The organism is Salmonella bongori NCTC 12419 (assembly GCF_000252995.1).
Classification (GTDB): domain Bacteria; phylum Pseudomonadota; class Gammaproteobacteria; order Enterobacterales; family Enterobacteriaceae; genus Salmonella; species Salmonella bongori.
Map to the genome: position 1 here is coordinate 1,359,685 of NC_015761.1, position 24,500 is coordinate 1,384,184.

Annotated in this window: 24 protein-coding genes and 2 tRNA genes; 14 read left to right on the forward strand and 12 right to left on the reverse strand. The window is 52.8% G+C overall.

Going from position 1 to position 24,500, the window contains the following annotated elements:
- Position 1: 1 nt before the first annotated feature.
- From SBG_RS06440 to SBG_RS06475, 8 genes are all read left to right on the forward strand, one after another.
- Positions 2-478: an Hcp family type VI secretion system effector gene (locus SBG_RS06440; RefSeq protein WP_000338743.1), complete on the forward strand. Its 477-nt coding sequence runs from the start codon at positions 2-4 to the stop codon at positions 476-478.
- Positions 479-490: 12 nt separating this feature from the next.
- Positions 491-868, forward strand: a complete 378-nt coding sequence (locus SBG_RS06445; RefSeq protein ID WP_001148931.1) for a GPW/gp25 family protein — start codon at positions 491-493, stop codon at positions 866-868.
- Between the two features lie 18 nt (positions 869-886).
- Positions 887-2,608 carry a type VI secretion system baseplate subunit TssF gene (gene tssF / locus SBG_RS06450; protein WP_000342708.1) on the forward strand — a complete coding sequence of 574 codons (1,722 nt, stop codon included), beginning with the start codon at positions 887-889 and terminating at the stop codon, positions 2,606-2,608.
- Entirely contained in the window at positions 2,572-3,510 is a 939-nt protein-coding gene (locus SBG_RS06455; RefSeq protein WP_043942424.1) for a type VI secretion system baseplate subunit TssG, read from the forward strand. The genes tssF and SBG_RS06455 overlap by 37 nt, the downstream gene beginning before the upstream one ends.
- Positions 3,501-6,014, forward strand: coding sequence for a type VI secretion system ATPase TssH (tssH, locus tag SBG_RS06460; RefSeq protein WP_000364403.1), 2,514 nt, complete (start codon positions 3,501-3,503; stop codon positions 6,012-6,014). The genes SBG_RS06455 and tssH overlap by 10 nt, the downstream gene beginning before the upstream one ends.
- 23 nt (positions 6,015-6,037) lie before the next feature.
- Positions 6,038-7,054, forward strand: coding sequence for a hypothetical protein (locus SBG_RS22535; protein ID WP_015702850.1), 1,017 nt, complete (start codon positions 6,038-6,040; stop codon positions 7,052-7,054).
- 169 nt (positions 7,055-7,223) lie between these two features.
- Positions 7,224-9,188: a type VI secretion system Vgr family protein gene (locus SBG_RS06470; protein ID WP_001113490.1), complete on the forward strand. Its 1,965-nt coding sequence runs from the start codon at positions 7,224-7,226 to the stop codon at positions 9,186-9,188.
- Positions 9,188-9,709, forward strand: coding sequence for a toxin-antitoxin system YwqK family antitoxin (locus SBG_RS06475; protein ID WP_001293697.1), 522 nt, complete (start codon positions 9,188-9,190; stop codon positions 9,707-9,709). The genes SBG_RS06470 and SBG_RS06475 overlap by 1 nt, the downstream gene beginning before the upstream one ends.
- An 82-nt stretch (positions 9,710-9,791) precedes the next feature.
- Here the strand turns inward: SBG_RS06475 and SBG_RS06480 are convergent.
- From SBG_RS06480 to mdtK, 3 genes are all read right to left on the reverse strand, one after another.
- A tRNA-Val gene (locus tag SBG_RS06480) sits at positions 9,792-9,868 on the reverse strand.
- A 13-nt stretch (positions 9,869-9,881) separates the two neighbouring features.
- A tRNA-Val gene (locus SBG_RS06485) sits at positions 9,882-9,958 on the reverse strand.
- A 151-nt stretch (positions 9,959-10,109) separates the two neighbouring features.
- Complete coding sequence (gene mdtK, locus SBG_RS06490) at positions 10,110-11,483, reverse strand: multidrug efflux MATE transporter MdtK (protein WP_001182067.1); 1,374 nt, start codon at positions 11,481-11,483, stop codon at positions 10,110-10,112.
- A 216-nt stretch (positions 11,484-11,699) separates the two neighbouring features.
- On the opposite strand from mdtK, the gene SBG_RS06495 reads away from it, so the two are divergent.
- Positions 11,700-12,341 carry a riboflavin synthase gene (locus SBG_RS06495; protein WP_000493975.1) on the forward strand — a complete coding sequence of 214 codons (642 nt, stop codon included), beginning with the start codon at positions 11,700-11,702 and terminating at the stop codon, positions 12,339-12,341.
- A 43-nt stretch (positions 12,342-12,384) separates the two neighbouring features.
- Here the strand turns inward: SBG_RS06495 and cfa are convergent, their stop codons facing one another.
- The gene (gene cfa, locus SBG_RS06500; RefSeq protein ID WP_000098873.1) at positions 12,385-13,533 is read right to left on the reverse strand and encodes a cyclopropane fatty acyl phospholipid synthase; all 1,149 of its coding nucleotides are present in this window, start codon (positions 13,531-13,533) and stop codon (positions 12,385-12,387) included.
- Positions 13,534-13,822: 289 nt separating this feature from the next.
- Positions 13,823-15,028, reverse strand: coding sequence for a purine nucleoside transporter PunC (gene punC / locus SBG_RS06505; protein WP_001182305.1), 1,206 nt, complete (start codon positions 15,026-15,028; stop codon positions 13,823-13,825).
- A 112-nt stretch (positions 15,029-15,140) separates the two neighbouring features.
- On the opposite strand from punC, the gene punR reads away from it, so the two are divergent.
- Positions 15,141-16,073, forward strand: coding sequence for a DNA-binding transcriptional activator PunR (punR, locus tag SBG_RS06510; RefSeq protein WP_000269511.1), 933 nt, complete (start codon positions 15,141-15,143; stop codon positions 16,071-16,073).
- On the opposite strand, the gene purR is transcribed toward punR, so the two are convergent.
- A complete protein-coding gene (gene purR, locus SBG_RS06515; RefSeq protein WP_000190994.1) occupies positions 16,070-17,095 on the reverse strand; it encodes an HTH-type transcriptional repressor PurR in 1,026 nt (341 codons plus the stop codon). The genes punR and purR overlap by 4 nt on opposite strands.
- 294 nt (positions 17,096-17,389) lie before the next feature.
- Between purR and cydH the strand changes: the two genes are divergently transcribed.
- Positions 17,390-17,479 carry a cytochrome bd-I oxidase subunit CydH gene (gene cydH, locus SBG_RS21560; protein ID WP_000102275.1) on the forward strand — a complete coding sequence of 30 codons (90 nt, stop codon included), beginning with the start codon at positions 17,390-17,392 and terminating at the stop codon, positions 17,477-17,479.
- Between the two features lie 289 nt (positions 17,480-17,768).
- On the opposite strand, the gene sodB is transcribed toward cydH, so the two are convergent.
- Positions 17,769-18,350, reverse strand: coding sequence for a superoxide dismutase [Fe] (gene sodB, locus SBG_RS06520; protein WP_000007289.1), 582 nt, complete (start codon positions 18,348-18,350; stop codon positions 17,769-17,771).
- 125 nt (positions 18,351-18,475) lie between these two features.
- Positions 18,476-19,300 (reverse strand): C40 family peptidase, encoded by an 825-nt coding sequence (locus SBG_RS06525; protein WP_020844158.1) that lies wholly within the window; start codon positions 19,298-19,300, stop codon positions 18,476-18,478.
- A 333-nt stretch (positions 19,301-19,633) separates the two neighbouring features.
- On the opposite strand from SBG_RS06525, the gene grxD reads away from it, so the two are divergent.
- Complete coding sequence (grxD, locus tag SBG_RS06530; RefSeq protein ID WP_000108175.1) at positions 19,634-19,981, forward strand: monothiol glutaredoxin 4; 348 nt, start codon at positions 19,634-19,636, stop codon at positions 19,979-19,981.
- Positions 19,982-20,210: 229 nt separating this feature from the next.
- Here grxD and rnt read toward each other — a convergent pair whose 3' ends face one another.
- From rnt to SBG_RS06550, 4 genes are all read right to left on the reverse strand, one after another.
- The gene (gene rnt, locus SBG_RS06535; protein WP_001282269.1) at positions 20,211-20,858 is read right to left on the reverse strand and encodes a ribonuclease T; all 648 of its coding nucleotides are present in this window, start codon (positions 20,856-20,858) and stop codon (positions 20,211-20,213) included.
- Positions 20,859-20,958: 100 nt separating this feature from the next.
- Entirely contained in the window at positions 20,959-21,366 is a 408-nt protein-coding gene (gene gloA / locus SBG_RS06540) for a lactoylglutathione lyase (RefSeq protein WP_001237803.1), read from the reverse strand.
- Between the two features lie 68 nt (positions 21,367-21,434).
- A complete protein-coding gene (gene nemA / locus SBG_RS06545; protein ID WP_000093567.1) occupies positions 21,435-22,532 on the reverse strand; it encodes an alkene reductase in 1,098 nt (365 codons plus the stop codon).
- A gap of 58 nt (positions 22,533-22,590) precedes the next feature.
- Complete coding sequence (locus SBG_RS06550) at positions 22,591-23,190, reverse strand: TetR/AcrR family transcriptional regulator (protein WP_001041830.1); 600 nt, start codon at positions 23,188-23,190, stop codon at positions 22,591-22,593.
- A gap of 101 nt (positions 23,191-23,291) precedes the next feature.
- Between SBG_RS06550 and SBG_RS06555 the strand changes: the two genes are divergently transcribed.
- Together SBG_RS06555 and SBG_RS06560 are read left to right on the forward strand one after the other, a co-directional pair.
- Positions 23,292-23,531, forward strand: coding sequence for a DUF1289 domain-containing protein (locus SBG_RS06555; protein WP_015702852.1), 240 nt, complete (start codon positions 23,292-23,294; stop codon positions 23,529-23,531).
- A gap of 49 nt (positions 23,532-23,580) precedes the next feature.
- On the forward strand, positions 23,581-24,477 hold the full coding sequence (locus SBG_RS06560) for an aldo/keto reductase (protein WP_000250722.1): 897 nt from the start codon (positions 23,581-23,583) through the stop codon (positions 24,475-24,477).
- Positions 24,478-24,500: the final 23 nt, after the last annotated feature.

The following is a 24,500-nucleotide window of genomic DNA, read 5'->3' on the forward strand; positions in this document are numbered from 1 at the left end:
CATGGATGCGATTTTTTTAAAGCTCGACGATATCAAAGGTGAATGTCAGGTCGATGGGTTTAAAGATCAGATAGAAATTATGTCCTACAGCCATAACGTGGCGATGCAGGTCACCAACGACGTCAGTAATACCGAGCGCACTTCCGGACGGGCGCATGTGGGGGAAATGTCGCTGACCAAATTTGTCGATCTTTCCACGCCGAAGCTTAATGAGTACTGCTGTGGCGGCAAAATGATCAAAGAAGGGACTCTGACGCTATGCCGTAATGACGATGGCAAAATGCTGCCGTTTATCGTTTATACCCTGACCAACGTATTGATCTCGCATCTGAGCGTCAGCGGCGGCTCCGGCGGTAAGCCAGTCGAAACGATGTCGCTCAATTTCACCAAAATTAAATGGGAAATCACCGCGCAGAAGGAGGGGGGGCAGAAAGAGGGCAACGTCTCATCCCTCTGGGATATGGCGATGAATAAATAAAGGTAGCTAACGATGCAAGCCTCCATTCCGGTCGCGCTGTTTGACCGACTGCTGGATGAGGAGATAAGCCCCGGAGAGTCGGTGCGCCGGGAGTTGGTTCGTCTTTTCAACTCCCGCGCGCCCGCAGATGCTGACGAATTACCACCGCTGCTCGCCTGGGGCGTGCCGGAGTGGCACGGTCTCAATGTGGGCGATGAGCGGGTGCTCGACGGGTACTGCCGTCAGCTACGCGCGGCGATTCTGCGTTGTGAACCGAGAATTAAGACGCTGAGTATCAGCGTGAAAGATGCGTATCAGCAGACGCTGATGCTGCATCTGGACGCTGAACTACGCGACGAGACTGAACCGCTGAGCCTGCTACTGGTCTGGCAAGACGGTCGATGGCAATAACCCTTCCGGGGAGGATCAATGGACGATCGATTACTGGATGACTATCTGCAAGAGCTCAGGTGGCTGCGTACGGTAAGCGGCGAGTTTGCCCGCCAGCACCCGGACGTCGCTGCCCGGCTTCGCCTGAGCGAGTTCGACTGTCCCGATCCGCATGTGGAACGGCTGCTGGAAGGATTCGCCCTGCAAAGCGCCCGCCTGCAACGCCGGCTGGACGACGGTTTCAGCGAACTCAGCGCTTCGCTGCTGGAGCTGCTTTCTCCGCATCTGATGCGGCCTTTTCCCGCCAGCGCCACCGCCTGCTTTACCCCCGACCCGCTGGCGGGCGATCTGACCCACGGTTATACCCTGCCTGCCGGCACGCCGCTGTACGCGCTGACGAAGAGCGGCGAAACGGTCTGGTGGCGCACCACCCTTGCGCAAACGCTATGGCCTGTCGTTATCGAGACGCTGGAGTGGTGCGACGCCTCAGTTGCGCAACACTACAGTGGCCTGCAACAGGCACGCAGCGCACTACGCATCCAACTACGCTGTTTGCCGCCATACCGTTTTTCGACGCTGGCGATGAAATCGTTGCGCATCTGTCTTAACGGGTCGCCGCAGATTAACGCCACGCTGTTTGATTTGCTTTACGCACACACCATTGGCCCGCTGCGCCCACAGCCCGCAGGCCTGCGCCATGCGGAGCAGATATTGCCCTGCGAATCCGCTGTGGAGTCGGGGGGCCTGGCCTTAAGCGCCTGGATCCACGCGCCACAGGCATTAATGTATTTTGATTTGCCGATAACGCCGGGCGGCGAGGAGGAGATCCTGACGCTCTGCATTCCGTTTAATCAGGCACCTGATTCGCCGCTGCCTCTTCAACCGCACGATATTCGCCTTGGCTGCACGCCGGTGGTGAATCTCTTTCCCCGTACCGCAGAGCCGCTGATGGTGGATCACCGGCGTAGCGAATACCGGCTGGTGGCCGATCATCATGATAAAAATATCCAGATCTATCGCGTGCAAGCGCTATGGCTGAGTCATCAGCAAAAGGCCTGCAACGTACCGCCGTACTACTCAGCGCAGGGGCACAGCGACGCCCGCTGGTTCTGGTACGCGCGGCGCAACGACAAAGAGGATAACGCGCTGTGGCTGACGCTGGTGGATAGCCGGTTCGACCCGAGGGAAAGCGCTGAAGAAGCCAGCATAACGGCAAAATTGTGGTGCAGCAATGGCGAAACGGCTGTGCAACTTCCTGCCGACAGTCCGCTGATTTTCGACTTTCCCGGCCCGATAGCCCGGGTACAGTTGTCAGGAACGCCCACACCGCCATCATCGCCAGCGCGTCAGCATGACGCCCGCTGGAAGCTGGTCTCTTCGTTGGCGCTGAATCACCTGTCGCTGCTGGAGGGCGAAATGGCGCTGGCGTCGCTTAAAGAGATGCTGGCCCTGTATGCCTCATCCGGCGCATCGGCAGCCGTCTGGCAACAAATCAATGGTATCAGCGATATGCGCTGCGAGCGGGTGAGTGAGCATTACGGGCAGGACGCCTGGCGCGGATGGCGCAACGGTATCCGGGTCACGCTGACGCTGGATCCCGCCGCGTTTACCGCCAGTAGCCGGCTGCTGTTTGCCGCCATTGTCGCCCGTTTTCTGGCGCGTAACGCCACGGCGAACTGTTTTGTGCATACCGTATTACAGGATGAAGAGGAGGCGCTGCCGTTATGGAGCGAGACCGGGCAGAGCGCATTGATAGCGTAATCGCGCAACTGCGCCGCGAACCGTGGCGCTTTTCGCTGGAGCAGTGCGTCAGGTTGCTGCAACTGTGCGGCGACTCGCCGCAGTTGTGTGGTGAGCTGGGGCTGGCGTTTACGCCTTCGGAAACCGGCGTGCTGCGCGACGGCAGGTTACAGGTTCGCAGTCTCGGCCCTGGCGGCGCAGACGGCGTTTTGCCTTACGCCTGGCTGGAAGTGTTGCAACAGGCCGCGCAGGATAAGGTACGGGCGCCGCAGAATTTTTTAAATCTGTTTCAGCGCCGTTTATTTGCCCATCACTATCGCAGTCTGAGCCTGTACCGGCTGGCGACGCCCTACGCCCGTCGTGAAGACGCGCCGGGGTTTGCCATTATGCGCGCGTTGTGTGGTTTTGATAGTAAGGCGCAACAGGGCGCTGCGACGCCTAACATTCTGGCGTACAGCGGACTACTGGCCAATCGCAGACGGTCAACGGCTGGTTTTGTGACGCTGGTTGCCGCGGTACTTAATATTACGGTGCATACCGAAGAGTTTATCGGCCGCTGGCAGGCACTGCCGCCTGCCGCCATCAGCCGCACCGGTTGTCGTCTGGGGCGCAACAGCGTGGCAGGAAGGCACGCCTGGAATCAGCATGCGGCGCTGCGCCTGCATTTGCAGGCCCGCGACGCGGCGCAGTGGCGGGATTTTCTCCCCGGCGGCAGGGGATTTATCCAGCTTGGCTGGCTCGGCAGACTCTGGTTTGGCGCAGGGGTGGAACTGCTGCTAATGATGAGAGGAACGCTGCGTCTGGATAATCATCTGGATCGCGCCAGGCCGCCGTGTCTGGGTTACAGCGCACAACTGACCGGACGCCGACTCACGTCGTTTTGTTGCCAACAATCTCTTAAGGAGAGCGTTAAATGGATTTAAAAATACTGGTACAAAAACTTAATCCGGTTTGTTTACGCGCCCTGGAGCAGGCAGCAGAACGCAGCCGGGCGCAGGGCCACTGGTTCGTGGAGCCGGAACATTTGTTACTGGCGCTACTGGATGATGAGCATTGTGATTTCGTTTGCTGTCTTAACGGCGCAGCGATCCCGGTTGACGCTCTGCGCGATGAGATCCTGCGCGCGCAGGGACAGTTCAAAACAGGCTGTACGCGGATGCCGGTATTTTCTTTGCAACTGGTTGAGTTGCTGGAGGGTGCCATTTTACAGGCGACCTTTCAGAATCATACCGAGGTACGTTCCGCGCTGGTATTGTTGGCATTACTGACTCGTGACCGCCTGCGCGTCCAGCTGGCGCAGGGAATGCCGCTGCTGTTGAAAATTCCCACTGAGATGCTGGAGAACCAATGGCGAGAGTGGTGCCGGGGAGCGGCGGAAGATGCGGCAAAACCGGTAAAAGGCGAAACCCCACGGCATAGTGGCGGCGTGCTTGAACAATACACCCACGATCTGACTCATGATGCGCGGGAAGGGCGGATCGACCCGATCATCGGGCGCGATGCGGAGATCCGCCAGTGTATCGACATCCTGCTGCGTCGCAGGCAGAACAACCCGATTCTGGTCGGTGCGCCAGGCGTGGGGAAAACCGCCGTCGCTGAAGGGCTGGCGCTGCGCATCGCCGAAGGCAAGGTACCGCCTCCCCTGCGCGAGGTGGTGTTACTTTCGCTCGATCTTGGCCTATTGCAGGCAGGCGCTGGTGTGAAAGGCGAGTTTGAACAGCGTTTGCGCGGCGTGATCGAGGCGGTAAAAACATCCCCGCAGCCGATTATTCTGTTTATCGACGAGGCCCATACGCTGATTGGCGCGGGCGGCGCCGAAGGCGGCAGCGACGCCGCCAACCTGCTGAAACCGGCGCTGGCGCGCGGCGAACTGCGTACCATCGCCGCCACTACCTGGCAGGAGTATAAAAAGTATTTCGAGAAGGATCCGGCGCTGGACCGCCGTTTTCAGCGTATCCAGATTGAAGAGCCGGACGAGAACGGTGCGGTGGTGATGCTGCGGGCGGTGGCCGATAAACTGGAGGCGCATCACGGCGTGCAAATTCTGGATACCGCCATCCGCGAGGCGGTGCGCCTCTCGCAGCGCTATATCTCTGGTCGCCAGTTGCCGGACAAAGCAATCAGCGTGCTCGATACCGCCTGCGCGCGGGTGGCGCTGGCGCAGCATGACGTGCCGCCCCAGCTGGAGGAGATCCGCCAGCATCTGGCGGCCATCGAGGAAGAGAGCGCGCGCCTGAACCGCGAACTGCTGGTGGGCGTCGATCATCACGACCGGCTGTGCGACCTGGCGGCGCAGGCGGAAAAACTCCACCAGCAGGCGCGGGAGGTGGAGGAGCGCTGGCAGGATGAGCGCCAGCGGGTCGGCGAGCTGCAGGCCGCCCGTCAGCGGATGCTGGATCTCAGCGTGCGGCTGGAAGAAGACGATGAACTGGAAGAGGAGCTGGTGGAGTGCGCGGCGCTGATTGGCAAACTGGAAACCGCCGCCGCCCAGCTACGTGAAGAAGTGCCGCTGGTGCCGGACTGCGTCGATCCCGCCACCGTGGCTTCGGTGATCAGCGGCTGGACCGGGATCCCGATAGGCCAGATGCAGACCGATGAAGCCCACGCTCTGCGCACCCTGGTAGACCGGATGAGCGAGCGTGTGATGGGGCAGCAGATGGCGCTGGAGACTATCGCCCAGCGCCTGCGCGCCTACCGCAGCGGCCTGACCGATCCGCAAAAGCCGGTCGGCGTGTTCCTGCTGGTGGGGCCAACCGGTGTGGGCAAAACCGAAACTGCCTATGCGCTGGCCGACGCCCTCTACGGCGGCGAACGCAATCTGATCACCATCAACCTGTCTGAATATCAGGAGGCGCACACCGTCAGCCAGCTTAAAGGCGCGCCGCCGGGCTACGTTGGCTATGGTAGCGGCGGGGCGTTAACCGAAGCGGTGCGCCGTCGGCCTTATTCGGTGGTGCTGCTCGACGAAATCGAAAAGGCACACCCGGACGTACTGGAGGCGTTTTATAACGTTTTCGACAAAGGGGTAATGGAAGACGGCACCGGGCTGATTGTCGATTTCAAAAATACGGTGATGCTGGCGACCAGCAACGTCGGCGCGGAATTAATTCTGGAAACGCCGGCGGCTGAATTAAATAGCGAGCAGTTTAACGAGGCGCTGCGTGAGGAACTGCTGCGTCATTTCCGCCCGGCGTTTTTAGCGCGGATGACCACGGTGGCCTATCGCGCACTGGATGAGGAGATATTAAAAGGAATTGTGCTGGCGAAACTGGAGAAATTAGCACAGCGGTATTTTGTGGCGACGGGGGAGAAGTTGAATATTATAAATAATATAGCTTTAGATTTATCATTTTTTTCCAGGGCAGGGGATGTGAGAAATATAGAAAATACGCTTATAAATAAAATCCTTGAAAAAAATAGAATTTAACTTGTTCTCGATATGGAGGGGGTATGGCGATTGTTTTATCTTATAATGATTCCATTTGTGATTGGGTTTATACTGCGATTTCAAAAGTAAAGGACATAATTAGCAAGCAAAGAACAATTGTTCAGAACTTAGATGTTATAAGATCTATTTTTACAGTTTGTGCATCTTCTGAAGGGCTTCGTTGCGAAATAGAAGTGATAAAGGATGATGATAGTAAGCATACGAATAAATGGAGTATTTTTTTTACTAATAGTGCTGGGTTAACTTGTTTGGTTGCTACTGCTTTAGAAAGTGGAACTAGTAAAAGAGATATTCCATTATTATGTCCAATTTGTGGTAATCCTAATATCGAAAATGTTCCCGGAACAAATGCTCATAATGTTGTATCTGCTTCTATATGGCGTGCTGTTTTTGATGAAATTTCATCATATTTCCCTAGTGAATATAAAGCAAATAAAAAATTTATTGAATTTTTAAATTCACTAAAAAAAATAGGAGAATCTACTAGTAGAGAAACTTATTGTGGTGCAGCAACACAAGGAGACAGAAGAACATGTAAATCCTGTGAGCAACTTCATGGTGGGTTATCTCTTTTACAAAGAGAAAAAATAATGAGAGAGGTGAGCTTATTGCCATTAGAACCTTATTGCGAACCAGATGGTAAAGGGAAAAGACATGTTGTCGGTTATTTACATTATTTTTGTTCGGAATCAGCTATTGGTGCTGAGTTTAATGTTGAAAGTTCTATTCAACATGAGATATTAGTAGAAATAACGAAACAAAGGATTGAAGATGTTGTTCGAGGCGTTGCACTTGAAATTCGTAATGAAAAATATAAAGAATATGATTCCGGGAAGGCTAAAATAAAAGAAGAATATTCATTTATGAAATTATTCAATGAGAGCGGATTTTATTATGGTTTTTTGCAATTAATTAGGGATAAGGCTTTTTCAAAAGCATCAGGGAAATCTACAGACGGGCATGCTTCTTATTTTATGGAAAGAGTGAAAAGAGTTGATTTTATTTCTAAGAAATCTTAAATAGTAAGGAGCGGATAAAAGTATTGTTAAATAATCTGTAATCACTTTATTCGGGATACAGAACTGCCGGATAGCAGCCTCGCCTTATCCGGCGGGTCTATATAAGTCTGGTAAGCGTAGCTCCACCGAGTAATAAGCATATAGCAACAAAGTATAAAAGGAATTTCTTATGCCCGACACCACCATCATCAAACTTACCGCCCCGAATCTAACCGGCCTTACCGTTGCGACCGCTTACACCGATTCCCAACTTAACACCCTGACCACCGCCACCATTGCCGCAACCACCTCCGCGCCATTAACCTTAGACAGCGCGCTGGCGACCCATCTGACCGTTACCATCAATGACGCCAACTACGACGCCCTGATTGCCGAAGCCCACCAGCTTCCGGCGACCGGCAACGCCGATCGCTATCAGTTTGTTCTGCGACCCTGGCTGTGGTGGCTGACGCTCTCCAGCAACAACCGTGTGTTTCAGAACCTCAGCGCGCAGGAAATCGTCGAGAAAGTATTTAAAGACGGCGGATTTAGCGACTACAAATTCCAGCTGAAAAGCAAACCGGCGAAGCGTGAATACTGCCTGCAATATAACGAAAGCGACTTCAACTTTATTTCGCGGCTACTGGAGCAGGAGGGGATTTGCTGGTTCTTCACCCATGCAGAAGGCAAGCACACCCTGGTGCTGGCGGATGATAATAGCGCTTTCCCGCCCATTCCCGGCGAGAAAAAGGTGAAATATCAGGCGGCGCAGAGCGGCGCGCGGGAAACCGGCATGATTCGTTCGGCACAGCTGCATCTGCAGGCGACCGCCCAGGGCTTTCAGGGCAGCGACTATAACTACGAGCAGCCAAAAGCCGCGCTGTTTTCGCAGGCAGGTGAGAAGAAAGGGGGCATGCAGTATCAGCATCCGGGCCGCTTTAGCGTCAAAGCCGAAGGCGACGCGCTGGCGGCGTGGAAGGTTAACGCCCTGAAGGCGCAGGCGAAACAATTGGTGGGTGAAAGCGACTGCGCGGCGCTAATGGCTGGACACTGGTTTACCCTCACCGATCATGATGACAAATCCCTCAACATCGACTGGCTGGTCACCGCCGTTAGCCATGAATACGACGGCGAACACTACCGCAACCGCTTTACCGCCATCCCGAAGGCCACACCGTATCGCCCGCTCGCCGTGACGCCACAGCCCTTTATGCATACGCAAACGGCGACGGTGGTGGGTAAAAGCGGAGAGGAGATCTGGACGGATAAACTCGGGCGGGTGAAGGTGCAGTTCCCGTGGGACAGAGAGGGCAAAAGCGACGAAACCAGCTCCTGCTGGCTGCGGGTGGCCACCGCCTGGAGCGGCAACGGCTTCGGCGCGCAGTTTATCCCGCGCATTGGTCAGGAAGTGGTGGTGAGCTTTATCGACGGCAGCCCGGATAAACCGCTGATTACCGGCTGCGTCTACAACGGTGCGAATGCGCTGCCCTATGCACTTCCGGCGAACCAGACCCAGTCAGGCATTAAAACCAAAAGTGAAAAAGGCTTCAACGAACTACGCTTCGACGATAAAAAAGATGCCGAGCTGCTGGCGATGCAGGCACAAAAAGATTTTCAGCTCACCGTGCTGAACGACAGTAAAACCACGGTCAGCCATGACGAGATCCAGAGCGTCAAAAACGACCGCACCCGCATCGTTGAAGAGGGCAATGAAACCGTCACCCTGAAAAAGGGCAACCGGACGGTGAAAATCGAAAAAGGTAGCGACACGCTGGAGGTGAAAGACAAGCGTAGCGTAACGGTGAAAGGCGATCAGGAACACGCGGTGGACGGCAACGAGACGCACAAGGTGAAGGGCAACTATACCCTCAACGTTGACGGCAACCTGACGATCAAGGTCAGCGGCACGTTGACGCTGGAAAGCAGTAAAACTCTGAACCTGAAAAGCGGGGCTGATCTTAGCGCCAGCGCGACGTCAGGTCTGAAGCTGGACGCCACCAATATCGCCAGCGAAGCGAAAGCGTCGCTCACCCAGAAAGCGGCCACCATCAGTCATGAAGCGAAGGCCACGCTCACCAGCAAGGCCAGCGCCACCCAGACGGTGGACGGCGGCGGGATGCTGATTATCAAAGGCGGACTGGTGAGGATTAACTGATGAGTGAAAATCTTGATATGCAGCAGGATGGTACCTGCATCCAGTGCGGACTTAGCGAAAACCAGCTTGAAGGCGAGATGCGGATTGAAGAACACGGGGGCTTACAGGCGGTTCTGCGTTATCAGCAGGGGGTATTGCATGGCGATATGGAGCAGTGGCATCCCAACGGGGAGCTGGCTATGCGGCGGACTTATCGGGCGGGTCGGCCTGACGGCATCGCCCGCTATTTTGCGGAAGACGGGACGCTGATACGTGAAGAAAACTGGCTCGACGGGCAACTGCACGGCGAGTGCCGCAGTTTTTACCCCACCGGGCAACTGCAACTGTGCGAACAGTGGCAGCATGGCCTGCGTCATCAGCTTAGCGAACAGTTCTACCCGGATGGCGCGCTTGTCGTACGCCAGCATTACGATCATGGCAAACTCACCAGGGGAAGCGAACGCTGGCTGCCGGATGGGCGGGCTATTGACGCCAGCGGCAAACCGCAATCCCGGCTCAGTAAATGGACGGAAAAGCTATAATGCTTCTGTCTGAGCAGACGGTGGCTGTGTGAAACGGAGCATATATAATGGAAAATGCAGATATTGCAGAGCGATCACTGATTGGTGCGTCTGAATGGACTCGAACCATCGACCCCCACCATGTCAAGGTGGTGCTCTAACCAACTGAGCTACAGACGCATAAAATGTAAGATGGTGCGTTCAATTGGACTCGAACCAACGACCCCCACCATGTCAAGGTGGTGCTCTAACCAACTGAGCTATGAACGCAACGTTGTAGGTGACAACGGGGACGAATATTAGCGGCACAGTCGGAATGAGGCAAGAGGGAAATGACAATTTTCTTTCTGAAATCACCTGATTGCGGCGGAAATGCGCAACGTGTCGATAAAATAGCCGCCGTGAGGCGGCTGTTGTCGTATTAACGCGCAGCGCGCTGCAGAATAACAGAGGACGGTTGCCGTTGTAGATAACGCATTCGTAGCATCATTAACACCGCCGCAGAAGTCAGGCCGATAATAAAACCCATCCAGAACCCTGCCGGCCCCATACGATCGACCACCAGATCCGTTAACGCAAGAATATACCCGCTGGGTAGACCTAACACCCAATATGCAGTAAAAGTGATAAAAAAGATGGAACGCGTATCTTTATAACCGCGCAGAATACCGCTGCCAATAACCTGAATGGAGTCGGAAATCTGGTAAACCGCCGCGAGCAGCATTAATTGCGCGGCAAGCGCCACAACTTCGGGGTTGTCATTGTAAAGTAAAGCAATGTGCTTACGCAGCGTAACGGTAAAAATAGCGGTGATCACCGCCATACACACGCCAACGCCTAAACCGGTTCGCGCTGCGGTTTGCGCATCCAGTGTAGAGCCCTGGCCCAGGCGATAACCCACACGAATCGTCACCGCCGCGGCCAGCGACATCGGTAGCACGAACATCAGCGAGCTAAAGTTAAGCGCAATCTGGTGGCCGGCGACATCCACAATGCCTAAAGGCGAAACCAGCAGTGCGACGACGGCAAACAATGTTACTTCAAAGAACAACGCCAGCGCTATGGGCAGCCCCAGTTGAATCAGACGCTTCATGACGGCGCTATCGGGTTTGCCAAAGCCCTTTTCATTACGAATATCGCGCATTGAGCGCGCATGTTTAATATAAGAAAGCATGGCGATAAACATCACCCAATAGACAGCGGCAGTGGCAACGCCGCAACCGATGCCGCCGAGCTCTGGCATACCAAAATGCCCGTAAATGAAAATATAGTTAACCGGAATATTGACCAGTAGCCCCAGAAAACCCATTACCATACCTGGTTTGGTTTTTGCCAGGCCTTCGCACTGGTTTCTCGCCACCTGAAAGAAAAGATATCCCGGTGCGCCCCATAATAACGCGCGAAGATAGCCTACGGCTTTATCGGCCAGCGCCGGATCAATATTATGCATGGAGCGGATAATATACCCGGCGTTCCACAGGACGATCATCACCAGTACTGATACAAAGCCGGCCAGCCAGAATCCTTGCCGAACCTGATGCGCGATACGTTCGCGACGGCCGGAACCGTTGAGTTGCGCAATTACAGGCGTTAACGCCAGCAATAAGCCGTGACCAAACAGAATGGCGGGAAGCCAGATCGAGGTGCCAATAGCGACGGCGGCCATGTCCGTAGCGCTATAGCCGCCCGCCATGACGGTATCGACGAATCCCATTGCGGTCTGAGCCACTTGCGCAAGGATTACCGGTATCGCTAACGCTAATAACTGACGCGCTTCACTGGTATAATTCTGCACGTATTCACCTTTTATTTTGTTGTTATATGAAAGACTAAAGCGCCGCCGTAGTGGCAGCCAAAAGAAAGAGCGGGGGAAATTTCAGTCTATTGTAGCGAGGTATTACTATTTCTCCAGTGAAAAAAGCGTTGTTAACGGGGCATTGCTGGCAAGCTGTTTTTCCACCTGCTATTGTGCTGAGCAGTTCTGCTTTTATTTATTTCAGGAGTTGAAGATATGTTTACGGGGATCGTGCAAGGTACCGCGAAACTGGTATCGATTGATGAAAAACCCAACTTTCGCACCCATGTTGTGACATTACCGGACTACATGCTGGAAGGGTTAGAGACAGGGGCGTCCGTGGCGCACAACGGATGTTGCTTAACCGTGACTGAAATAAACGGTAATCAGATAAGCTTTGATTTGATGAAAGAAACCCTGCGTATCACCAATCTGGGCGAGTTGAAGGTGGGTGATGAGATTAACGTAGAGCGCGCCGCTAAATTCAGCGACGAAATCGGCGGACATCTGATGTCGGGGCATATTATCACTACGGCTGAGATTGCGAAAATCCTGACCTCTGAAAATAACCATCAGGTATGGTTTAAAGTACAGGATGCCTCACTGATGAAATATATTCTGTACAAAGGTTTTATCGGTGTCGACGGGATTAGTTTAACCGTCGGCGAGGTAACGCCGACGCGATTCTGCGTGCATCTGATTCCAGAGACGCTGGAGCGTACTACCCTTGGCAGAAAAAAACTGGGTGAGCGCGTCAATATTGAGATCGATCCGCAGACACAGGCGATTGTCGATACCGTAGAGCGCGTACTGACTGCGCGAGAAAAAGCGGTTAAACACCCGTCTGATATTTCCTGACAGAGCGTGGAATAAGCCCCCGCATAACACGCGGGGGTGGTAATTAGCGAGGAACGCGCAGACCGTTTTCAACGCCGCGCGTAAATACGACCTGCCAAAGCTGGATATCGCGCGCGCGAAACGCGCCAGCGCAGGCGTTGAGGTAATAGCTGAACATACGTTTGAAGCGCTCGTTATAATTGCCTGCAATTTCCGGCCAGGCATTGATAAAACGCTCGTGCCACGCCATCAGGGTGGTATCGTAGTCGGCGCCAAAGTTATGCCAGTCTTCCATCACAAAATGGGGTTCGCTGGCCTCGGCGATTTGACGTACAGACGGTAAGCAACCATTGGGGAAAATATACTTATTTATCCACGGATCGACATTATGATCGGTTTTTTTAGAACCAATAGTATGGAGTAAGAAAAGGCCGTCCGGTTTTAAATTTTTGTCTACGACCTCAAAATAGGTGTTGTAGTTTTTCGGCCCGACATGTTCGAACATCCCGACGGAGACGATACGGTCAAACTGCTCGTGAAGGTCGCGGTAATCTTGCAGGAGAATGGAAACATCTAATCCTTCACAACGCGTTTGCGCCATTTTTTGCTGTTCAGCGGAGATGGTTACGCCCACTACGCTAACGCCGTACTGAGTCGCCATATATTGCGACAGGCCGCCCCAACCACAACCGATATCCAGTACGCGCATTCCCGGCTGAAGCTGAAGTTTTTCACAAATTAATTTCAACTTAGCTTTCTGTGCGGCTTCAAGCGTATCGGCATCTTTCCAGTAAGCGCAGGAATATTGCATATACGGATCGAGCATACGGGAAAAAAGGTCATTACCAAGATCATAATGCTCTTTGCCGACTATCCAGGCGCGTTTTTTACTTTGCAGATTAACCAGACGTGCGCCGAGGATGCGGAGCGTATCTTTAAGATGGTGGGGGAGTTGATTTTCAAGGCCGGCACGTAAAACTTTGCTGAAAAAAATATCCAGCCGCTCGCATTCCCACCAGCCATCCATATAACTCTCGCCTAACCCCAACGATCCTTCCTGCAGGACACGCTTAAAAAAATCAGGATTTTTTACACGAATGTCAGACGGGGCGGAACCATTAATTGTAATATCCGCATGACTTAACAATTCGTTGGCGATTCTGTACCAGTTATCATCCGGTACGCTGACTTCTTCTATACATGATGAACTCATAGTTTCTCCATCACTGGTCGGTGATCAGAACCTTAAAACAGCGTAGACGCTTTTTTGGCTTTGTGAGAAATCCCACGGACAATTCCGTGAGCCAGTTATCCGACGTAGAACAGAGGAAGGGAGGAACCCTTGCCGAAAAGGCCATCCATGGTAAATCGGGAACGCTCCGGTTCCCGTTAATGCCTAATAATTATCGTAATATAAACAACCGGGAATCAGTATAGGCCGCAATTTTTGATGATTCAACTGAAAATTGTTAGCGTGCTAATTACCAGGGGTTAACAAAGCTTTAGTGAGACTCCTCGTGGGCGACGCTGGCACAAGGAGATCCGGCCTTATCACGTGCAGAATGAGACTGCATTTTGTAGCCCAACGCCGCCAGAATGACGGTAGAAAGCATGACGCTGGTGGTGGTCAGCAACGGTGTGCTGATAAGCCAGGAGACCACCAGACTTGCCAGGAAACATAATCCCAGTTGCAGCGTATTTTGCAGCGCGGCAGCGCGCCCTGTCGCTTGCGGGAACGGGCGCAACGCCTGCGCGACGACGATAGGATAGATTGCACCGTTAGCAATCGCCATGACGCAGAACGGGATCAGAATCTCTACCAGCGAGGCATTATTCAGGAAACCTGCGCCCCACGTGGCGATGACGCTTAACGCATACAGCCCCAGCAGCCACGGAAGGAGTTGGTTGCCCTGCCATTTTTGCAGCGCCGCGCGGCAACCATACCCGCCCACCAGAAAAGCGATGGTTTGCGGGACATAGCTCAGGCCAATCACTGCCGGACTGTACCCCATCTCGCTCAGAATGAATGGAGACCCCGTTAACCAGGCAAAAAAGCTGGCGGAACAGGCGGCATAAATCAGAACATTGCCGCGATAGGTTTTAGAGCGTAACAGGGTTGTGAAAGTGAGTTTATCCTGCCCCCCGGCACGCGCTTTGTCCGACGGCTTTAAGCGCAGGGCGGGCAACATCAAAATCAACGTAATGGCAAACAGCGTGGCGAAAATCGCCTGCCATGAGAAATGCGTCAGTATCCAGCTGCCCAGTAAGGGGGCCAGCGCCGGAGATAACCCTACCAATGGCATGATCGTGGCGAAGATACGATTAATTTTTTGCGAGGGATAATAATCGGTCACCAGCGCTTGCCAGATAACCGTGGCTGCGCATACGCCGATTGCCTGCACAAAGCGTAACGCCAGCAATGCTGCCGCGCTATCCACCCACAGCATCCCCAGACTTCCCAGCGCGAAGATAGACAGCCCCAGCAGTAGAATCGGCTTACGGCCATAGCGGTCCGAAAGGGGCCCCCAGAGTAACTGCGCGACGGCAAATCCGGCTAAAAACAGGCTGAGACTGGCGCTGACGGCGGCAGCAGGCGTTTGTAAATCCGCCTGGATAGCGGCAAACGCAGGCAAGTACATGTCCGTTGCCAGAAAACCCAGCACGCTAAGACCGGCCAGCCAGACTAAAAAACCTTTTCCAGGTTGCATATTTGTTTCTCTTTATTATCAAACAGACACTGCCGCAGAGTGTAGGGAGTGAAATTAACGTTGTGAAACGTTAATATTTGTCCATTGGGTTCAAAATTTTTGCAGGCATATAATGTGGTCCGAATATTCGCTTGAAGTGGTTGACGCCGTGGCGCGTAATGGAAGTTTTAGTGCGGCGGCGCAAGAGTTGCACCGTGTACCCTCAGCAGTCAGTTATACGGTTCGTCAGTTAGAGGAGTGGCTGGCTGTACCGCTTTTTGTACGACGTCATCGTGACGTCGAATTGACCCCTGCCGGCGCCTGGTTTTTAAAAGAAGGGCGTTCTGTTATCAAAAAAATGCAGATCACACGCCAGCAGTGTCAGCAAATTGCTACTGGTTGGCGCGGGCAGTTGGCGATTGCGGTGGATAATATTGTCAGGCCGGAACGAACCCGCCAAATGATCGTCGATTTCTATCGCCATTTTGACGATGTGGAACTACTGGTCTTTCAGGAGGTATTTAACGGCGTCTGGGATGCGCTCTCCGACGGACGGGTGGAACTGGCCATTGGGGCGACGCAGGCAATTCCGGTCGGGGGACGTTACGCTTTTCGGGATATGGGAACCCTGAGCTGGAGCTGTGTAGTGGCACACGATCACCCGCTGGCGTCGATGCAGGGGCCATTAAGCGATGATACGTTACGCAACTGGCCGTCGCTGGTCAGGGAAGATACTTCGCGAACCTTACCGAAACGAATTACCTGGCTGCTTGATAACCAAAAAAGGGTTGTTGTACCGGACTGGGAGTCATCAGCCACTTGTCTGTCGGCTGGTTTATGCGTAGGAATGGTGCCAACGCATTTTGCCCGTCAGTGGATAGACAGTGGCAAATGGGTAGCACTGACATTAGAGAATCCGTTTCCCGATGCAGCTTGTTGTGTGACGTGGCAACAAAATGAGGCATCGCCCGCGCTGTCCTGGCTACTGGACTATTTAGGCGATAGCGAAACGTTGAATCGGGAGTGGCTACGGGAGCCAGAGGAGGCTCCCGACGGTGGGGATTAACGCCGATAGTCGCGGAACGGACCGTCGGCGACTGAGCGACGCTCAACCAGACGCGGATGAACTTCAATAGACTGCGACTCTTCGCGTTTATTGACGATGCGATCCAGCAGCATATTGAAAGCAGTTTCGCCTAAAGAGTCTTTGGGCTGGTGAATTGTTGTCAACGCCGGCGTAAAGAATCGCGCGTTACGCACATTGTCATAACCAATCACCGAAACGTCCTGTGGTACGCGAAGGCCCATTTCATCCGCGGCGCACAGAGCGCCCATCGCCATAATATCGCCGCCACAGAAAACAGCGGTAGGGCGATGCGACTGCGATAAGATCTGCTGCATCGCATGGTAACCGGACTCCGGCTCGAAGTCGCCCTGGACGATCCAGTTATCCGGCACTTTGATCAACGCTTCTTCCATCGCCTTCATGAAGCCAGCCAGCCGCCCGGCGCCCGTGTTGCGCTCCAGCGGGCCGGGAATAACGCCGATATCACGGTGGCCGCGTTCAACCAGATAACGACCCGCCATATAACCGCCCTCAAAGGCGTTATCAATAACCGTGTCGGTAAAATCCGCCTTCGCTTCACCCCAGTCCATCACGACCATCGGAATGTGGCGATACTCTTCCAGCATGGAGAGTAAAGGCTCCGGATACTCAGAACACATTACCAGTAGACCATCCACGCGCTTTTGCGCCATCATGGACAGATAGGCGCGCTGTTTTTCCAGATTATTCCAGGCATTACCCAGAATCAGCGTATAGCCTTTCTGGAAGCAGTTCTTTTCAACCGCCTCGATAATTTCTGCGAAATAGGCCGCTTCGCTGCTGGTCGCCAGTAAACCTATCGATTTAGTGTGGTTAACCTTCAGGCTACGTGCGACAGCGCTGGGAGAGTAGTGCAGCTCTTTAATCGCCGCCCAGACCGCGTTACGCGTCTCTTCAGCAACAAAGCGTGTTTTGTTGATTACGTGTGATACAGTTGTAGTGGAAACGTTTGCTCGTTTCGCTACATCTTTAATTGTTGCCATTACATTTCACTCCAGACCCTTGCTAAGCTCCTGAGAAACGCCAGGTAAACGTTTGCCTACACACACCCTAATCGCAACGTCAGGGTTGCGGCACGCCGGAAAACGACACGGAACGTCAGGAAGGGGTCAATGGCCGTTACGCTAATTCAGTAAGCCTGGAATTTTGTCTGATCTTGAGGAAAAGGGGAAGCGTTAAAAACAGTTATCAGTATAAAACGTGAGAGATTTTTGTGCGTGAATGTGCAAAAATGCGCTATATCACTTTTTGTGTGGGAATAAAAAGGAGAAAACTTGATGAGTACCGACCTGAAATTTTCATTGATCACGACGATTATTGCATTGGGCTTGATTGTCGCTGGTGGATTAACCGCCGCTCTGCACTGATTTTCCTTCTCTTTTGAGGGAGCGCCTCGCCTCCCTCGCACTGCCTCAATGTTATCTATATGGCAAAAATGTTTTGTTATTATGTAGCGGGCTATCCCGGAGGGAGGGGGGCAACGTCGGTGCGTTTGTTATCTGTAGAACATGTGAACGGACGTTGAGTGAGCGCAGGAGAGAAATATCGGCGTGATGGCGGCTGGCGTTTGTACCTCAGCCAGGAAATGTTCTGATCTGACGCCTCCTGCAAATGGTGCTCATACGCAGAAGGCGAACCTTCTGCGTATTCTCAGACTTATGCGGCGAGGTTTTTCGCGACAAACGCCCAATTAACCAGTGCCCAGAAATGTTCCAGATAGTTTGGACGGGCGTTGCGGTAGTCAATGTAATACGCGTGTTCCCACACATCAACCGTTAGCAGCGGAGTCGCATCCGTGGTCAGCGGCGTACCGGCATTAGAGGTTGAGACGATAGCCAGTTTGCCATCAGCGCCTTTTACCAGCCATGTCCATCCGGAACCAAAGTTTTTGATAGCGGCATCCGTGAACTGCGCTTTAAATTCCGCGAAGCTGCCAAAGGAATCCGCGATAGCATCAGCCAGTTTTCCGGCTGGCTCGCCGCCAGCGTTTGGCGCCAGGCAGTTCCAGTAGAACGTGTGGTTCCAGACCTGGGCTGCGTTATTAAAGATGCCGCCTTCAGAGGTACGAACGATCTCTTCCAGCGATTTGTCTTCAAACGCCGTGCCTTTGATCAAATTATTGAGATTGGTCACGTAAGTTTGATGATGTTTACCATAGTGATATTCCAGCGTCTCGGCAGAAATATGCGGTGCCAGAGCATCTTTGGCATACGGTAATGCAGGTAATTCGAACGACATTGCTTCTCTCCTTATTATTAAATTGCGCACGCACAATACCCCTGGTGCGCGTAGGGATAGGGTAGCAAATTGAGAGAAGACGCAAAAGGAGAAGTTATCCTGTCGTTAAACGACAGGATAAAATATTAGCGAATTGTTTTAGGCGTCATCACCCGGCGGGCGCCGACATAATGGCGCTGCCAGTAATCTTCGTTCAGTGAGGTGATCTGAATTTCCTGGCCGCTACGCGGAGACTGGATAAATTTACCGTTACCAACATAGACGCCAACGTGATCGGCGGTGCCGCGCCCCTGTGTACGGAAGAAAACCAGATCGCCGTTTTTCAATTCGCTACGCTCAATAGGCGCCGCGTCGCGCAGATGGTACATTTCGTTTGCCGTACGGGGAATACGGATCTTCACTAAATCCTTATAGGCATAGTAAACCAGGCCGCTGCAATCAAACCCTGTACGCGGCGAGGTGCCTCCCCAATGATACGGTTTACCGAGCTGATTCATCAGCTTGGACATCGCGGTCTTCGTCGCTTTTTGAACTTTGGCCCGATGCGCATCGGCAATGGAAAGCGGCAACGTTCCTTTCCCTTTCGCGCAGTTCGGCTTACGGCCTTTACGCGTCGTGCATTTTTCTGTCACATTGAGGTCAGCGATAGACGTTGGCGCGGTTCTGCTCCGGCGGTGCGTCGTATGACGAGATTGCGTGAAGGCGACGGTACGTTTAGGGGAGGAGGTGGACGTGGAATGGCTATTTTTTGCTGTTTTTCTTACTGTTTTCTTGCCGGTTTTGCTGGTCTTATGGGTCGCTACGCTTTTCTTTTTATCTGCCGTTTTAGTGATATGAGAAACAGCAGTTGTCGCTTTGGCTTGCCTGGAAGCATGAGCCATTGGCGTAAAGGGGAGAGTAGTAAAAAGTAAAGCACAGAGCGTGATCGAGATTTTGTTTATCCGCGCCACTGAGCAATCCTCTGTTAAAAGGCAGGCAATCATGCCTGCGTATGATTTACAAAACCCAATAATTCTAATCTACAAAAGCACAGATTGGTAATTGCTTTTAGTATCCGAAGTTGTGTTTCGTTAACAGATGTAAAAAAATAGCAATTAATGCGAAATGTGGTCATGTTATCAACACATCCCTGCGCGTTAACTGGTTAAAAGATATTTAGAATGCAACTTATTCCTGCAGACGGTAAAATAATAAGGCATGATGAAAAATGTTATTTTCCGAGGCCAGCCTGCCCGTTACAATGACAGGCTTCTGCCGTAAAAGAAGTTTAAGGAAGCGAGACAATGAGCACCACTATTGAAAAAATCCAGCGCCAGATCGCTGAAAACCCGATTCTCCTGTATATGAAAGGTTCACCGAAACTGCCAAGCTGTGGTTTCTCTGCTCAGGCTGTTCAGGCGCTTTCAGCCTGTGGCGAACGTTTTGCCTATGTTGATATCCTGCAAAACCCGGATATTCGCGCGGAGTTGCCGAAATACGCTAACTGGCCAACATTCCCACAGCTGTGGGTGGATGGTGAACTGGTCGGCGGGTGTGATATTGTGATTGAAATGTATCAGCGCGGCGAGTTGCAGCAACTGATTAAAGACACTGCGGCAAAATATAAGACTCAGGAGCCGGACGCAGAATAATCTGCGGACAGGGAAAGCGATCTGCTAAGGTCGCCTGAGTCTGAAGATAAACTCATGCCTACTGGCGCTTCGCTTATCAGACCTGCGGGATTTCTCACTCGCTGGAGTTGTTGTTAACAATAGGCCAGATAAGGCATTTATGCCGCCATCCGGCAAAATGAATCCGGGGCTGTCAGCCATCTAAAGCGACCTGTTAAGGTCGCTTTTTTTACCGACATAAGGATTAATGTTATTTGTCTGTCGGCAAGGGTAACGGCCAGCCGCCCAGACGCTTCCAGCGATTGACGATTTCACAAAACAGTACCGCCGTGCGCTCGGTATCATACAGTGCGGAGTGGGCCTTTTCGCCGTCAAACTCCATACCTGCCGCCAGGCACGCTTTTGATAACACAGTTTGACCAAGCGCCAGCCCACTCAATGCTGCAGTATCAAAAGTGACGAAGGGATGAAAGGGGTTACGTTTCAGTGAGGCGCGATCTGCGGCGGCCATCATAAAACTGTGATCAAAGGTGGCGTTATGGGCGACCATAATAGCGCGGTTACACCCGCTCTCTTTAATACCCTTACGCACCATTTTGAAAATAGCATGTAGGGCCTCATATTCGCTCACCGCGCCCCTCAGGGGATTAGAAGGATCAATACCGTTAAAGGCGAGCGCTTCTGGTTGAAGATTGGCTCCAGCGAAGGGCTCAACATGGAAATGCAGCGTCATATCCGGCATTAGCCAGCCTTGTTCGTCCATTTTCAGCGTGATGGCCGCGATTTCGAGCAGAGCATCGGTTTTTGCGTTAAATCCCGCTGTTTCAACGTCTATGACGACAGGATAAAAACCACGAAAACGGTCGCACAGACCGGAAAGTTGAGCGTTATCGGACATCTGAGTCTCTTAATACGAAAAAATGCAGCGCGTATTATGGCAAATTTTACGCCGGGATGCAGTAAAACAACGGGCGCCGTGACCGGCGCCCGGCGGGAGATCAGTTACCCAGACCGCGACCTGCGTCTTTAGCTTCAATCAATTCGATTTTATAGCCATCGGGATCTTCGACGAAGGCGATCACGGTCGAGCCGCCTTTAACCGGACCGGCTTCACGGGTTACGTTGCCGCCGTTCTGGCGAATACGTTCACAGGCCTCGGCTGCATTATCGACGCTTAGCGCAATATGCCCATACGCGTTGCCCATGTCGTAGCTATCCACGCCCCAGTTATAGGTTAGCTCGATGACCGCGTCTTCCGTTTCCGGACCATATCCCACAAAGGCCAGAGAGTATTTGTATTCCGGATTTTCGCTGGTACGTAGCAATTTCATACCCAAAACGTTCGTGTAGAAGTTGATGGAGCGCTGCAAATCGCCAACGCGTAGCATGGTATGCAATAAACGCATTTTTGTTGCCCTCAAAATAGTCAGGTTATTCAAAGTATAGCGGCGATGTGACGCCGCTATCAATGGAATTACAGAGTAGGGTAATCCGTGTAGCCTTCCGCACCGCCGCCATAAAAACTTTCAGGACGTTGTGGATTGAGTTTCGCTTTATGCTGAAGACGCGCCACCAGATCCGGGTTAGCGATATAATCGCGACCAAAAGCTACGGCATCAATCAGTCCTTTTTCGATCAGAACCTCCGCTTTTTCTGCTGTATAGGCACCAGCGCCAATAATGGGTCCGTGGAAGCACGTGCGGACTTTTTTACGGAACACTTCAGTATAAGGTGTACCGCCTGCCCAGTCTGGTTCTGACATATGCAGGTAAGCAATACCACGTTTCCCTAACTCTTTAATCAGGTAGAGGGCGTCAGCTTCTTCATTCGGGCCGTTATCAACATTCTGAAACGTGCCGACAGGAGAAAGACGAATGCCGATGCGGTCTGCGCCCCATTCCGCAATGCCAGCATCGACAACGTCCAGCACCAGACGAGCGCGATTTTCAACGCTGCCGCCGTATTGGTCGGTACGATGGTTAGAGGATGGAGAGAGGAACTGATGTAACAGATAACCGTGTGCAGCGTGCAACTCCACCAGATCAAAGCCCGCTTCACGTGCGTTGGCGATGGCCTGGCGGAAGTCGTTGACGATCCCCGGGATTTCGTCAGCATCCAGCGCGCGCGGCGTAGAGGTCTCGACGCGGATCGCCTGGCCGTTTTCATCCCGCAATGAGGTTCGGGTACCCGCATTGATAGCGGATGGGGCTACGGGTGCTTGTCCGCCTGGCTGCAGACTGGTATGGGAAATACGGCCTGTATGCCACAGTTGCACGGCAATGTGACCGCCCTGAGCATGAACCCCGTGGGTAATGCTTTTCCAGGCTGCGATTTGTGCATCACTGTGTAACCCTGGCGCACCCGCATAGCCTTTTGCCTGTGCGGAGATCTGCGTTGCTTCGCTAATAATTAATCCGGCACTGGCGCGTTGCCGATAATATTCCGCCATTAATGGCGTAGGGATATCACCGGGTTCTATACTCCGCAAACGCGTCAGAGGCGCCATAAACACGCGGTTTGCCGCGGTGATAGCGCCCACTTTAAGTGGGGTAAACAGTTTTTCTGATGACATAGTGGCTCCAGACATAAGTAGACCGGTCGTCTTGTAATAAAGGAAATAAAAACGCCTGTTACGGCTCAGGCGTTGCAATAATAGTCTTAACATGCGCCAACGCATTTTCCAGCGGTGTGGCGCTACGGGATATTTTGGCCTGCAGATTGGCGCCCAGCCACAGAGCATAAAGCACTTGCGCCTGTTGCAACGGTTCGCCAGTGAAACGTAAGCAGGCGTTATTGCGACCGTTTTCCAGAGCGAGCGCAAGTAGCGCGATGATCTCTCGGGCACCTTTATCCATGGCGGTACGCATATCTTCCGACAGATCGCACACTTCCGCCGACAACTTCACCGTCAGACAGCCGCTAATGGCGCCTTGCTGGCAAAACTGATTCAATGTTTCCTGATACCAGGCGAGGATACGTTCGCGGTAGGTGCCGGGGCCGGACGTAAAATGTGCCGTCAGACATTGATGATAGTGGGCGTAATGCCGCTCCAGCATGGCGACGCCAAAGGCTTCTTTGGAGCGAAAATAATGATAAAACGATCCCTTAGGCACTTGAGCGGTTTTCAGTAATTCGCTAAGTCCCATTCCAGTAAACCCCCGCTGCATACAAAGCTGCTCGCCAGTAGCCAGAAGATGTTCGCGGGTATCATGTTCGGTTTGCTTGTTCATGGTAAGAGTGTAATAGACCAGTCGGTCTACTGCAAGCAAAGTTGCTATTATGTACGTTAGCGACTTCAATAGTCATAAGCGTCAAATATTGAGGAGGGGATGTGGCCGAGCAGTTGGAGTTTTTTCCTGTAGCAAGCCCATGTCGCGGTATCTGCCAGTCTGATGAGCGTGGCTTTTGCCGGGGATGTATGCGCAGCCGCGATGAACGTTTTAACTGGCAAAAAATGAGCGATGCCGAGAAACAAAATGTGCTACGGCTTTGTCGCCAGCGCTTCTTGCGTAAAATTCGCGCAAACAAGCCTCTCCCCCCGGAAGATCCTCAACAACCCTCACTCTTTTAAACGCGGAATTGCGTATACTCACCTCATTATTCTCGATGAGGAATCTGTTATGGTTCAGCGTGTCACCATCGCTCCACAAGGCCCGGAGTTTTCGCGTTTTGTTATGGGATACTGGCGTTTGATGGACTGGAATATGTCCGCGCGCCAGTTGGTAAGTTTTATCGAAGAGCATCTGGATCTGGGCGTCACTACCGTTGACCATGCGGATATTTATGGCGGTTATCAGTGCGAAGCCGCGTTTGGCGAGGCGCTAACGCTGGCACCGCATCTACGTGAAAGGCTGCAGATCGTCACCAAATGCGGTATTGCGACCACCGCCAGAGCGGAAAATAAACTTGGTCACTACATTACCGATCGCCGCCATATAATTCTGAGCGCTGAGCAGTCATTAAAAAATCTGGCCACAGATCATCTGGATATGTTGCTCATTCACCGTCCCGATCCGCTAATGGATGCGGATGAGGTGGCAGAGGCGTTTCAACATCTGCACCAGAGTGGAAAAGTACGTCATTTTGGCGTCTCCAATTTTACGCCAGCGCAATTTACGTTGCTGCAATCGCGCCTGCCTTTTACCCTGGCGACCAACCAGGTGGAGATTTCGCCGGTTCACCAGCCCTTATTACTGGACGGCACATTGGATCAATTACAGCAACTGCGGATTCGTCCGATGGCCTGGTCATGCCTTGGCGGCGGACGGCTATTTAATGACGAAGCTTATCAGCCGTTACGACATGAACTGGCTATTATTGCGCAAGAACTCAACGCCAGTTCTATTGAACAGGTGGTTTATGCCTGGATTCTGCGCTTGCCGTCACAGCCGCTGCCGATTATTGGCTCGGGTAAAATCGAACGCGTACGCGCCGCCGTAGAAGCAGAAACGCTGTCATTGTCGCGCCAACAGTGGTTCCGTATCCGCAAGGCGGCATTGGGCTATGATGTTCCATAATCGCTAACACGTTGACTTTCGGT

What these genes read in the sequence shown, in the direction of transcription:
- purR (WP_000190994.1), bottom strand. Translation starts at nt 17,095, where the DNA reads ATGGCAACAATTAAAGATGTAGCGAAACGAGCAAACGTTTCCACTACA.
- SBG_RS06560 (WP_000250722.1), top strand. Translation starts at nt 23,581, where the DNA reads ATGGTTCAGCGTGTCACCATCGCTCCACAAGGCCCGGAGTTTTCGCGT.
- cydH (WP_000102275.1), top strand. Translation starts at nt 17,390, where the DNA reads ATGAGTACCGACCTGAAATTTTCATTGATCACGACGATTATTGCATTG.
- nemA (WP_000093567.1), bottom strand. Translation starts at nt 22,532, where the DNA reads ATGTCATCAGAAAAACTGTTTACCCCACTTAAAGTGGGCGCTATCACC.
- tssF (WP_000342708.1), top strand. Translation starts at nt 887, where the DNA reads ATGGACGATCGATTACTGGATGACTATCTGCAAGAGCTCAGGTGGCTG.
- rnt (WP_001282269.1), bottom strand. Translation starts at nt 20,858, where the DNA reads ATGTCCGATAACGCTCAACTTTCCGGTCTGTGCGACCGTTTTCGTGGT.
- SBG_RS06495 (WP_000493975.1), top strand. Translation starts at nt 11,700, where the DNA reads ATGTTTACGGGGATCGTGCAAGGTACCGCGAAACTGGTATCGATTGAT.
- SBG_RS06440 (WP_000338743.1), top strand. Translation starts at nt 2, where the DNA reads ATGGATGCGATTTTTTTAAAGCTCGACGATATCAAAGGTGAATGTCAG.
- grxD (WP_000108175.1), top strand. Translation starts at nt 19,634, where the DNA reads ATGAGCACCACTATTGAAAAAATCCAGCGCCAGATCGCTGAAAACCCG.
- sodB (WP_000007289.1), bottom strand. Translation starts at nt 18,350, where the DNA reads ATGTCGTTCGAATTACCTGCATTACCGTATGCCAAAGATGCTCTGGCA.
- SBG_RS06445 (WP_001148931.1), top strand. Translation starts at nt 491, where the DNA reads ATGCAAGCCTCCATTCCGGTCGCGCTGTTTGACCGACTGCTGGATGAG.
- cfa (WP_000098873.1), bottom strand. Translation starts at nt 13,533, where the DNA reads ATGAGTTCATCATGTATAGAAGAAGTCAGCGTACCGGATGATAACTGG.
- tssH (WP_000364403.1), top strand. Translation starts at nt 3,501, where the DNA reads ATGGATTTAAAAATACTGGTACAAAAACTTAATCCGGTTTGTTTACGC.
- SBG_RS06470 (WP_001113490.1), top strand. Translation starts at nt 7,224, where the DNA reads ATGCCCGACACCACCATCATCAAACTTACCGCCCCGAATCTAACCGGC.
- SBG_RS06475 (WP_001293697.1), top strand. Translation starts at nt 9,188, where the DNA reads ATGAGTGAAAATCTTGATATGCAGCAGGATGGTACCTGCATCCAGTGC.
- SBG_RS06455 (WP_043942424.1), top strand. Translation starts at nt 2,572, where the DNA reads ATGGAGCGAGACCGGGCAGAGCGCATTGATAGCGTAATCGCGCAACTG.
- gloA (WP_001237803.1), bottom strand. Translation starts at nt 21,366, where the DNA reads ATGCGTTTATTGCATACCATGCTACGCGTTGGCGATTTGCAGCGCTCC.
- punR (WP_000269511.1), top strand. Translation starts at nt 15,141, where the DNA reads ATGTGGTCCGAATATTCGCTTGAAGTGGTTGACGCCGTGGCGCGTAAT.
- punC (WP_001182305.1), bottom strand. Translation starts at nt 15,028, where the DNA reads ATGCAACCTGGAAAAGGTTTTTTAGTCTGGCTGGCCGGTCTTAGCGTG.
- SBG_RS22535 (WP_015702850.1), top strand. Translation starts at nt 6,038, where the DNA reads ATGGCGATTGTTTTATCTTATAATGATTCCATTTGTGATTGGGTTTAT.
- SBG_RS06550 (WP_001041830.1), bottom strand. Translation starts at nt 23,190, where the DNA reads ATGAACAAGCAAACCGAACATGATACCCGCGAACATCTTCTGGCTACT.